This is a genomic window from Streptomyces sp. WM6372, assembly GCF_001279655.1.
In the GTDB taxonomy this organism is placed as follows: Bacteria; Actinomycetota; Actinomycetes; order Streptomycetales; family Streptomycetaceae; genus Streptomyces.
In genome coordinates, this window is sequence record NZ_LGDB01000205.1 from 25,391 (window position 1) to 33,758 (window position 8,368).

Annotated in this window: 5 protein-coding genes; 4 read left to right on the top strand and 1 reads right to left on the bottom strand. The window is 72.6% G+C overall.

Annotated elements, in window-relative coordinates:
- Positions 1-44 precede the first annotated feature (44 nt).
- The 3 genes from ADK52_RS26960 (at position 45) to hflX (ending at position 5,363) form a co-directional block, all read left to right on the top strand.
- Positions 45-2,129 (top strand): RelA/SpoT family protein, encoded by a 2,085-nt coding sequence (locus ADK52_RS26960; protein ID WP_053692434.1) that lies wholly within the window; start codon positions 45-47, stop codon positions 2,127-2,129.
- A 113-nt stretch (positions 2,130-2,242) separates the two neighbouring features.
- Positions 2,243-3,688 (top strand): M1 family metallopeptidase, encoded by a 1,446-nt coding sequence (locus ADK52_RS26965; protein WP_053692435.1) that lies wholly within the window; start codon positions 2,243-2,245, stop codon positions 3,686-3,688.
- 169 nt (positions 3,689-3,857) lie between these two features.
- The gene (gene hflX / locus ADK52_RS26970; protein ID WP_030154273.1) at positions 3,858-5,363 is read left to right on the top strand and encodes a GTPase HflX; all 1,506 of its coding nucleotides are present in this window, start codon (positions 3,858-3,860) and stop codon (positions 5,361-5,363) included.
- Positions 5,364-5,450: 87 nt separating this feature from the next.
- On the opposite strand, the gene ADK52_RS26975 is transcribed toward hflX, so the two are convergent.
- Positions 5,451-6,629: a trypsin-like serine peptidase gene (locus tag ADK52_RS26975; RefSeq protein ID WP_053692436.1), complete on the bottom strand. Its 1,179-nt coding sequence runs from the start codon at positions 6,627-6,629 to the stop codon at positions 5,451-5,453.
- Between the two features lie 270 nt (positions 6,630-6,899).
- Here ADK52_RS26975 and ADK52_RS26980 point away from each other — a divergent pair, with 270 nt between their 5' ends.
- Positions 6,900-8,327 (top strand): diaminobutyrate--2-oxoglutarate transaminase family protein, encoded by a 1,428-nt coding sequence (locus tag ADK52_RS26980; RefSeq protein WP_078988630.1) that lies wholly within the window; start codon positions 6,900-6,902, stop codon positions 8,325-8,327.
- The last annotated feature ends 41 nt before the right edge of the window (positions 8,328-8,368 follow it).

The window sequence follows — 8,368 nt, forward strand, 5'->3', positions numbered from 1 at the left end:
CACCCCATGCCCGCCACCGCCGGTCGAAGCCGCCGGAGGTGCCCATGAGTGCAGAGGCCACGAACCCCGAAGCACGTCCCGAAGCGCGCCCTGAACTCCGCAGACGAGGCCGAACCCGCCTTGACCTGCGACGACTCGGGCGCGCGGCCCTTCTCGGACCCACATCCCGAGACCGGCTCCCCGACGCCATCGGCCACGTCGCCGAGGCGCACCGCGCCCACCACCCGGACGCGGACCTTTCGCTCCTGCGCCGCGCGTACGTGCTCGCGGAGTCCTCGCACCGCGGCCAGATGCGGAAAAGCGGTGAGCCGTACATCACACATCCGCTCGCCGTCACCCTGATCCTCGCCGAACTCGGCGCCGAGACAACCACCTTGACGGCCTCTCTGCTCCACGACACGGTCGAGGACACCGAGGTGACCCTCGATCAGGTCCGCGCGGAATTCGGCGACGAGGTCTGTTTCATCGTGGACGGCGTCACCAAGGTCGAGAAGATCGACTACGGGGCCGCCGCCGAGCCCGAGACCTTCCGCAAGATGCTCGTCGCCACCGGCAACGACGTCCGCGTCATGTCCATCAAACTCGCCGACCGGCTGCACAACATGCGCACCCTCGGCGTGATGCGCCCCGAGAAACAGGCGCGCATCGCCAAGGTCACCCGCGACGTCCTCATCCCGCTCGCCGAACGGCTCGGCGTGCAGGCCCTCAAGACCGAGCTGGAAGATCTCGTCTTCGCGATCCTGCACCCCGAGGAGTACGAGCACACCCGCGCGCTCATCGCGGCCCACGCGGGGGAGCGCGACCCGCTGCCCGCCATCGCCGAGTCCGTACGCGCCGTGCTGCGCGACGCCGGGATCGCCGCCGAGGTGGTCGTACGCCCCCGGCACTTCGTCTCCGTGCACCGGATCGCCCTCAAGCGCGGCGAGCTGCGCGGCTCCGACTTCGGCCGCATCCTCGTCCTCGTCGGCGAGAACGCCGACTGCTACGCCGTGCTGGGCGAGCTGCACACCTGCTTCACCCCGGTCGTCTCGGAGTTCAAGGACTTCATCGCCGCCCCGAAGTTCAACCTCTACCAGTCGCTGCACACCGCCGTCGCCACGCCCGAGGGGTACGTGGCCGAAGTCATCGTCCGCACCCGCCAGATGCACCGGGTCGCCGAGGCCGGGGTCGTCGCCCTCGGCAATCCGTACACCACGGCTCCGGCCGCCGAGCCCGCCCCCGACTGCGACGAGGAGCGGGTCGACCCGACCCGGCCCGGCTGGCTCTCGCGCCTCCTCGACTGGCAGCAGTCCGCGCCCGACCCCGACACCTTCTGGAGCGTGCTGCGCGCCGAGCTGGCACAGGACCGGGAGATCACCGTGTTCCGTGCCGACGGCGGGACGCTCGGCCTGCCCGCCGGAGCCAGCTGTATCGACGCCGCCTACGCGCAGTACGGCGAGGCGGCCCACGGCTGTATCGGCGCCCGGGTCAACGGGCGCCTCACCTCTCTGGCCTCCCGGCTGTCCGACGGGGACACCGTCCAGCTGCTGCTCGCCCAGGACGCCTCCTCGGGGCCCGCCGCCGACTGGCTGGAGCACGCCAGGACCCCGGCCGCCCGGATCGCCATCGGCAGCTGGCTCCAGGCGCACCCCGACACCGTGAAGCCCGCCGCCACGCCCGCCCGGGCACCGCTGTCCGTGGTCGGCGCCCGGGGCGGCGGCGGCAATGCCGTGGCCGACCTGCCGGACGCCCCCGTACGGCTGGCCGGCTGCTGCACGCCCGTGCCGCCGGACGCCGTGGCCGGGTTCGTCGTACGGGGCGGGGCCGTCACCGTCCACCGCATCCACTGCGCCGCGGTGGCCCAGATGCGCGCGCTGGGGCGGACCTCCGTCGCCGTGCACTGGCGGGCCACGGCGGACTGCCGGGTCACGCTGCTCGCCGAATCGTTCGGCCGCCCGCACCTGCTGGCCGACCTGACCGAGGCCATCGCCCGCGAAGGGGTCGAGGTGGTCTCCGCGACCGTGGAACCCCCCGTGGAGCAGCGGGTCCGGCACACCTACACCCTGCAACTGCCCGACGCGACCGGGCTGCCCTCCCTGATGCGGGCCATGCGGGACGTGCCGGGGGTCTACGACGTGCGCCGGGCCTAGGGGCGTCATCTCGCGGCCCTGGAGCCGAGCGCGCGGCCGCGGAAGGTCCCGTTCGGGTGGAACCGTCGCGCGCCGTACGCGGGCGGGCGGCGGGCGCTGGTAAGCGGTGGGGGATGCAGCTCTCCTCCCCGCGCCTGCGCGCCGCCCTGCTGGCCGCGGCCTCGCTCACCCTCGTCGCCGCCGTGCTGCCCCCGCCGAAGCCGCTCGGCATCGGCGACACGCTGTTCCCGGAGCTCGGGAACCCCGGGTACGACGTCCTCTCGTACGACCTGTCCTTCACGTACAAGGACAACAAGAGCCCGCTCGACGCGGTCACCGTCATCGACGCCCGCGCGCTGGAGCCGCTGGAGCGGATCAACCTCGACTTCAGCCACGGCACCGTGGCATCGGCCCAGGTCAACGGCGAGCCGGCGCGGTTCGAGAGCGCCGGGGAGGACCTCGTGCTCACCCCGGCCGCCCCGGTCACGGCGAACGTGCCGCTCCACATCGAGATCCGGCACACCAGCGATCCCCGGGGCATCGCCGACGGAGGCTGGCTGCCCACCGAAGACGGGCTGGCCATGGCCAACCAGGCCGACGCCGCCCACCGGGTCTTCCCCTGCAACGACCACCCGGCGGACAAGGCCTACTTCACCTTCCGGATCACCGCCCCGGCCGGTCTGACCGCCGTCGCCAACGGGGTGGCGGGCGCCCTCCCGGCCCCCCGGGCCGCCGGCACGACCACCTGGACGTACCGCACCCTGCACCCGATGGCCACCGAGCTCGCGCAGGTCTCCATCGGCGATTCGGCCGTGGTGCAGGCAACCGGTCCGCACGGGCTGCCGCTGCGCAGCGTGGTCCCGGCCGCGGACCGGGCGCGCCTGGAGCCCTGGCTGAAGAAGACCGCCGGGCACGTCCAGTGGATGGAGGCGCGCGTCGGCAGGTACCCCTTCGAGAACTACGGGGTGCTGATCGCCAAGGCGAAGACCGGCTTCGAGCTGGAGACGCAGACCCTCTCGCTCTTCGAGAGCGGCCTGTTTTCGGGGACCGGCTACCCCGCGTGGTACGTCGAGGCCGTGATGGTCCACGAGCTGGCCCACCAGTGGTTCGGCGACAGCGTCACCCCGCGGACCTGGTCCGACCTGTGGCTCAACGAGGGGCACGCCACCTGGTACGAGGCCCTGTACGCGGACGGCCTCGGCAAGTACTCCATGGAGCGGCGCATGCGCGAGGCGTACCAGCGCTCCGACCAGTGGCGGGCGGCCGGCGGACCCCCGGCCGCGCCGAAGACCCCCGCCCCCGGGGAGAAGGTGGGGCTGTTCCGGCCGGCGGTCTACGACGGGGCCGCGCTGGCGCTGTACGCACTGCGGCAGGAGATCGGCGAGAAGGCCTTCGACCGGGTCGAGCGGCGCTGGGTGGCGGAGTACAAGGACGCGACCGCCGGCACGGAGGACTTCGTACGCCTGGCCTCGGAGGTGGCAGGACGGGACCTCACGGCCTTCCTGAACCCGTGGCTGTACGGGAAGACGACCCCGGCGATGCCCGGGCATCCGGAGTGGGGCGGGCCGAAAAGCGTGTGACCCCCGGGGAGCGGGCATGTCACCATCGACAGGGCCGATCGACGGAGCCGCGGGCCGGGGGAATCTCCCGGCGATGTGACACGTTGGACGTGACAGTGTGAGAGTCACTGTGACGCCTGGCCACGGCCATGCGTGGCACGACCGCATTCGATTTCGACGTAAGGATCCAATGACCTCCTCTTCTTCCCCTTCCCAGGACGCGCGGGACGCACGGGACGTGCCGGACTCGCAGAGCTTCACCGAGAGCCTCCGGGCCGACGCCCTGATGGAAGAGGACGTCGCCTGGAGCCACGAGGTCGACGGAGACCGGGACGGCGAGCAGTTCGAGCGCTCCGAGCGCGCTGCGCTGCGCCGCGTGGTCGGCCTCTCCACCGAGCTCGAAGACGTCACCGAGGTCGAGTACCGGCAGCTGCGCCTGGAGCGCGTCGTGCTGGTGGGCGTCTGGACCTCCGGAACGGTGCAGGACGCCGAGAACTCCCTCGCGGAGCTCGCCGCCCTCGCCGAGACGGCGGGCGCCCTCGTACTCGACGGCGTGATCCAGCGCCGTGACAAGCCGGACCCGGCCACCTTCATCGGCTCGGGCAAGGCCCGCGAACTGCGCGACATCGTGCTGGAGAGCGGAGCCGACACCGTCGTCTGCGACGGCGAGCTCAGCCCCGGCCAGCTCATCGCCCTCGAGGACGTCGTCAAGGTCAAGGTGGTCGACCGGACCGCCCTGATCCTCGACATCTTCGCCCAGCACGCCAAGTCCCGCGAGGGCAAGGCGCAGGTCGCCCTCGCGCAGATGCAGTACATGCTGCCGCGTCTGCGCGGCTGGGGTCAGTCGCTGTCCCGGCAGATGGGTGGCGGCGGCGGTGGCGGCATGGCCACCCGAGGCCCCGGTGAGACCAAGATCGAGACCGACCGGCGCCGGATCCGCGAGAAGATGGCGAAGATGCGCCGGGAGATCGCGGAGATGAAGACCGGCCGCGACATCAAGCGGCAGGAGCGCCGCCGCAACAAGGTGCCCTCGGTCGCCATCGCCGGTTACACCAACGCCGGCAAGTCCTCGCTGCTCAACCGCCTCACGGGCGCGGGCGTACTGGTGGAGAACGCACTGTTCGCCACCCTCGACCCGACCGTGCGCCGGGCCGAGACGCCGTCCGGCCGGATCTACACCCTGGCCGACACGGTCGGCTTCGTCCGGCACCTGCCCCACCACCTGGTCGAGGCGTTCCGCTCCACGATGGAGGAGGTCGGCGACTCCGACCTCATCCTGCACATCGTGGACGGCTCGCACCCGGCCCCGGAGGAGCAGCTGGCGGCCGTCCGCGAGGTCATCCGCGAGGTCGGCGCGGTCAACGTGCCCGAGATCGTGGTGATCAACAAGGCCGACGCCGCGGACCCGCTCGTACTGCAGCGGCTGCTGCGGATCGAACGGCACTCCATCGCCGTCTCGGCGCGTACGGGGCAGGGCATCGCCGAGCTCCTCGCGCTCATCGACTCCGAGCTGCCGCGGCCCGAGGTCGAGGTCGAGGCGCTGGTGCCGTACACGCGCGGCTCGCTGGTCGCCCGGGCCCACGCCGAGGGCGAGGTGATCTCCGAGGAGCACACCCCGGAGGGCACCCTGCTGAAGGTGCGGGTCCATCAGGAACTGGCGTCGGACCTGGCGCCGTACGTGCCGGCGAAGCGGTAACGCGCGGCCGGATGCATGACGGAGGGCCCCCTGCGGTGCAGGGGGCCCTCCGTTTTCGTTCCTGTGGACGGGACCGCGACCAGCCGCCTACTTGAACTTGGCGCTCACGGCGTCGAAGATCCCCTTGGCCTCCGGGCCCAGCCGGGGTCCGGCCAGCCAGCCCGCCTTGGCGGGGCCGATCGAGGTGTTCGACACCAGCGCCGGCTTGCCGTCACTGCCCGCGGCCACCCAGCCGCCGCCGGAGGAGCCGCCGGTCATCGTGCAGCCGATCCGGTACATCACCGGGGCGTTCGCGGCCAGCGACAGCCGGCCCGGCTTGTCGGCGCACTGGTAGGCCTTCTGGCCGTCGAACGGGGCCGCCGCCGGGTAGCCGGTCGCCGTGATGCTCGCGACCTTCGGCACCGCCGGGGCGTTGAACTCCACCGGGAGCGCCGCACCGACGGTCTCCTCCAGGGACTTCCCGGTGCTCTTCTCCGGGGTCACGTGCAGCACCGCGAAGTCGTACGGCGCGCCCGCGCCACCGGTCGGACCGCCGTTCGCGATCCACTGGTCCGAGGTCTGCGCCCAGTCGCTCCACCACACGCCGTACGGGGCGACCTGCTCGCGCGGTGCTCCCTTGAGCTGCGCGGCCGGCTTGGCCGCGTTGTTGTAGGAGGGGACGAAGGCGATGTTGCGGTACCAGCCGCCGGACTTGCCCGCGTGCACGCAGTGGCCGGCCGTCCAGACCATGTTGGACTTGCCCGGGTGGGCCGGGTCCTTCACCACGGTCGCCGAACAGACCATGGAGCCCTCGGGGCCGTCGAAGAACACCTTGCCGGAGACGGGAACGCTGGTGTGGTACGGCGCGTTGGCGGCCCTGGCCTGCACCGGCACCGGGGTCGGGTCGGTGACGCCCTGGTCCTTGCCGGCGTCGGGGTCGACGGCCGGGGACTGCGGGGTCTTGTCGGCCTCACGCATGCGGTCCGGGTCCCAGAGGTCCTCGATGATCGGGTTGACGTAGTCGCCCGCCTCGCGCAGCCAGTCCTCCTGCTTCCAGTTCTTCCACGCGCCCCCCTTCCACTTGTCCAGGTCGAAGCCGTGCTGCTTGAGCTTCTCCTTGAGCTGGTCCGGAATCTTGATGGTTCCGTCGGCTCCGGTCGGGAGGCTCGCCGCCACGGTCGGCTTGGCGTCGCCGCCGGCCTCCCCGTCGCCGGGTCCGCAGGCCGCGGCGGTCATGGCGAGTGCCGCCGCGCACAGGATCGCGGTGACCGGTCGGTTCGGTCGCATGTCGTGAATCCCCCTGGTGATTCTGGGTGTCAGACGCGGTGCAGTTGAGGTACGTGGGGCACGCGGGGTGCGTGCCGCCAAGTGCAGCACCCCACTATGCCGCTGCCGTTGGGGACGGCACAGCCCGGGGCCGCGGTTCCGGGACCGGCGAACGCCGCGAACTCCGGGTGGATCCGGGGCGAAGTCCCGGCGGGGCAAGGATCTTCGGGCCACCCGTGATCCGCCGCCGCCACCGTCGTTGGTACGTACGGGGGATGGGGGGCGGCGTTCATGTTCGAGGCGCAATCCGATGGAGCAGTCCGTGCGGGAGGTCCGAGAGTCGTGGCTTTGACCGAACAGGGCGCGGCTGCCGCGCAGGTGCCGTTGCAGGTGTCGGCGCAAGGAACCCGGGCCGTGGGGCCCGGCGGGGTGGAGGGCATCCTGCGGCGGCAGGCGATGCGGGAGTCCGCCGCCCGGACGTACGCGCGCTCGCTGCCCATCGTCCCGGTGCGCGCCCGGGGGCTGACCATCGAGGGCGCCGACGGGCGGCGCTACCTGGACTGTCTCTCCGGGGCCGGCACCCTCGCCCTGGGGCACAACCACCCCGTGGTGCTCGAAGCCGTACGGGGCGTCCTCGACTCCGGAGCTCCGCTGCACGTCCTGGACCTCGCGACCCCGGTCAAGGACGCCTTCACCACGGAGCTGTTCGCCTGCCTCCCGCCGGCCCTGGCCGCCGACGCCCGGATCCAGTTCTGCGGGCCCGCCGGCACGGATGCGGTCGAGGCCGCGCTCAAGCTGGTCCGGACCGCCACCGGTCGCTCGGGGCTGCTGGCCTTCACGGGTGCCTACCACGGGATGACCGCCGGGGCCCTGGGCGCCTCGGGCGGAGCGCCGGACGTACGGGTGACCCGGCTGCCGTTCCCGCAGGACCTCCGCTGCCCGTTCGGGGTCGGCGGCCCCGAGGGCGCGCGGCTCGGGGCCCGTTGGACCGAGAGCCTGCTGGACGACCCCAAGGGCGGGGTGCCCTCGCCCGCGGCGATGATCGTCGAACCGGTGCAGGGCGAGGGCGGGGTCTTCCCTGCACCCGACGCGTGGCTGCGCCGGATGCGGGAGATCACCGAGGCCCGGGGGATCCCGCTGATCGCGGACGAGGTGCAGACGGGCGTGGGCCGTACCGGCGCCTTCTGGGGCGTCGACCACGCCGGGGTGGTGCCGGACGTGATGGTCCTGTCCAAGGCGATCGGCGGCAGCCTCCCCCTGGCGGTGATCGTGTACCGGTCGGGCCTGGACGTCTGGGCACCGGGAGCCCATGCCGGAACGTTCCGGGGCAACCAGCTGGCGATGGCGGCCGGGGCGGCCACCCTGGCGTACGTACGGAAGAACCGTCTCGCCGAACGCGCCGCGACCCTGGGCGAGCGGATGCTGACCGCCCTGCGCGGCCTGGCTTCCGCGCACTCCTGCATCGGGGACGTCCGGGGCCGCGGCCTGATGATCGGCATCGAACTCGTCGACCCGGACACCGGGGCCCCGGCGCAGGCCCTCGCCGCGGCGGTCCGCCAGGAGTGCCTCAACCGCGGGCTGATCGTCGAACTCGGCGGCCGCAACGCCTGCGTGGTCCGGCTGCTGCCCCCGCTGACCCTGACCGACGACCAGGCCGCGGCGGTCCTGGACCGGCTGTCCGACGCCATCCCCGCTGCCGTCTCCCACCCCCCCCGCTGACCACAAGGACCCCGCCATGCACGAAGTCCCTCACCCCAACC